A 2,568-nucleotide genomic window follows, 5' to 3' on the forward strand; every position below is an offset into this window, starting at 1 on the left:
CGTCCCCGCCTCCCCCCAGGCCGATGTCCAAAAAGACGCAGTGTACGTCATAGCTCTCCCGCAGCAGCGCGGCGGAGACGGCGGAGTCCACTCCGCCGGAAAGTCCCAAAATCAGCTTAGGCTTCATAGATTACCTCCAAGGTGTCAGCCCTTTTCCAGCCAGATCATCAGTGCCGCGATATCCGACGGGCTGACGCCGGAGATGCGGGAGGCCTGACCCAGGTTCAGGGGACGTATTTTATCCAGCTTCTGCCGGGCCTCTATGCGCAGCACCGGTATGTCCATATAGTCCAGACCGGGAGGCAGCGGCCGGGTCTCCAGCTTCCGCATCTCCTCCACCTGGCGCTGCTGCCGCGCGATGTACCCCTCGTACTTGAGGGCGATCTCCACCTGCTCCGTCACCTCGGCGCACAGCGTCGGCCGGTCCGGGTCAAAGGGGGCCAGATCGGCATAGCCCACCCGGGGCCGGCGCAGCAGGTCTCCCAGGCGGGCGCCGTCCCGGGGCGGGGTCTCTCCTCTTTCCGCCAGCATGGCGTTGAGAGCCGGAGAGGGGGCGGCTCCCGTCCCCTCCAGGCGTTTGATCTCCCGGTCCACGGCGGCGTATTTGTCCAGCACCCGCCGGTACCGCTCCTCGGACACCAACCCCACGGCGCGGCCCACCGGACACAGCCGGCGGTCTGCGTTGTCCTGCCGGCACAGCAGCCGGTACTCCGTCCGGGAGGTCATGATGCGGTAGGGCTCGTTGGTGCCCTTGGTCACCAAGTCGTCAATGAGCACGCCGATATACCCCTGGTCCCGGGAGAGGATCATGGGCGGCCGGCCCAGTAGCTTCAGCGCGGCGTTGACCCCGGCTACGAAACCCTGGACGGCGGCCTCCTCATAGCCGGAGGAGCCGTTGAACTGTCCCGCGCCGTAAAGGCCGGGGATACGGATGTGCTCCAGGGTGGGATAGAGCTCGGTGGGGTCGCAGCAGTCGTACTCGATGGCGTAGGCGCACCGGGTCATCTCGGCGTGCTCCAGGCCGGGTATGGTGTGGAGCATCTCCACCTGCACGTCCTCCGGGAGGGAGGAGGAAAAGCCCTGGATATAGAGCTCCTCGGTGTCCAGGCCCATGGGCTCGATAAAGAGCTGGTGCCGGGGCTTGTCGGCGAACCGGACCACCTTGTCTTCGATGGAGGGGCAGTACCGCGGACCGATCCCCTCGATGACGCCGGAGTAGAGGGGGGAGCGGTCCAGATTGGCACGGATGACGGCATGGGTATTCTCATTGGTGTAGGTGAGATAGCACACTGCCCGGTTTTCCGGAGGGGTTTTTGTCTCGAAAGAAAAAGGGACCACAGTCTCGTCCCCCGGCTGGAGCTCCATCCGGGAAAAGTCCACGCTGCGGCGGTTCACCCGGGGGGGCGTGCCGGTTTTGAAGCGGCGGAGTCCGACACCCAGGGCCCGCAGGCTCTCCGTCAGGGGGAGGGCGGCGGCCAGACCGTCCGGGCCGGACTGCCGGGTTACGTCTCCCACAATGGTGCGGCCCCCCAGGTAGGTGCCGGTGCAGACCACTGCCGCCCGCACCCGATAGACCGCCCCTGTGGAGGTCCGAACGGCGGAGACTTGGCCCGCCTCGGTCAGCACGTCGGTGACCTCTGCCTGCTTGACCCACAGATTTTCCTGGAGCTCCAGGGTGTGCTTCATCTGTTTCTGATATTCCCTGCGGTCCGCCTGGGCCCGGAGGGACCAGACGGCGGGGCCTTTTCCCTTGTTGAGCACCCGATACTGGATGCAGGCGCGGTCCGCACAGCGGGCCATCTCGCCACCCAGGGCGTCCAGCTCCCGGACCAGATGTCCCTTGCCGGTGCCGCCGATGGCGGGATTGCAGGGCATATTGCCCACTGCGTCCAGGTTGACCGTGAAGCACACGGTCCGCAGCCCCATCCGCGCGGCGGCCAGGGCGGCTTCTATCCCGGCGTGTCCCGCGCCGATGACGGCGATATCAAATGTGCCGGCCAGATAGTCCATGACAGTTCCCCCGTTTCCAAGCCGGGATAGAACCCCGGCGATCCGCCGGGGCGGGCGAAGCCCGGCGCGGGGCGGAATTCAGTTCCGGCCCGCAAGAAGGCAAATATTTCTGAGGCGGTTTAATCGTGCTCAATATAATAGGGCTTCATCAGGCTGGGCTGCTCGGTGGAGTCCTTCACCGCCCCGCTCTTCATGGGCAGGGGGGCCGGGCCGCCCCGATGACCGCGGCCGCGGTCCTGGCGCTTCTTGGGTGCGGGCGCCGGGGCGGACGCTTTTTCCTCCCGGGGACGGGGTGCCGGAGAGACGGACTGGGCGGAGGAGGACTTTTTCCGCCTGTGTTTCTTCCCGACGCGCTCCTGAGGCGCCTGGACACGGCCCTTCTGTGCGGGCGCGGACCGGGGGGACAGCAGCCGGGCGGTGGCGTCCATAATGCGGTCGGAGCTGAAGGGATCGGGGCGGCGGAAATCCTCATATCCGACCTCCGACGTGCCGGCGGTCCGTTCGGGAAGCACGGCGTCCAGCTTGTGGGAGAGCTCCCCCTCCGCCTTCTGCCAGCGC

The 2,568-nt window shown here is 66.7% G+C and carries 1 protein-coding gene and 2 pseudogenes; all 3 read right to left on the minus strand.

Features of this window, described 5'->3' with window-relative positions:
- Window positions 1-127 (minus strand): annotated as a pseudogene (locus ABUA09_RS03370) (tRNA 2-thiouridine(34) synthase MnmA); the annotation flags it as partial.
- Between the two features lie 17 nt (window positions 128-144).
- A complete protein-coding gene (mnmG, locus tag ABUA09_RS03375) occupies window positions 145-2,010 on the minus strand; it encodes a tRNA uridine-5-carboxymethylaminomethyl(34) synthesis enzyme MnmG (protein ID WP_033117714.1) in 1,866 nt (621 codons plus the stop codon).
- 119 nt (window positions 2,011-2,129) lie between these two features.
- Window positions 2,130-2,568, minus strand: a pseudogene (locus ABUA09_RS03380) (DEAD/DEAH box helicase); the annotation flags it as partial.

Source organism: Intestinimonas sp. RTP31139st1_F5_RTP31139_211217 (genome assembly GCF_040226735.1).
In the GTDB taxonomy this organism is placed as follows: Bacteria; Bacillota; Clostridia; order Oscillospirales; family Oscillospiraceae; genus Intestinimonas; species Intestinimonas butyriciproducens.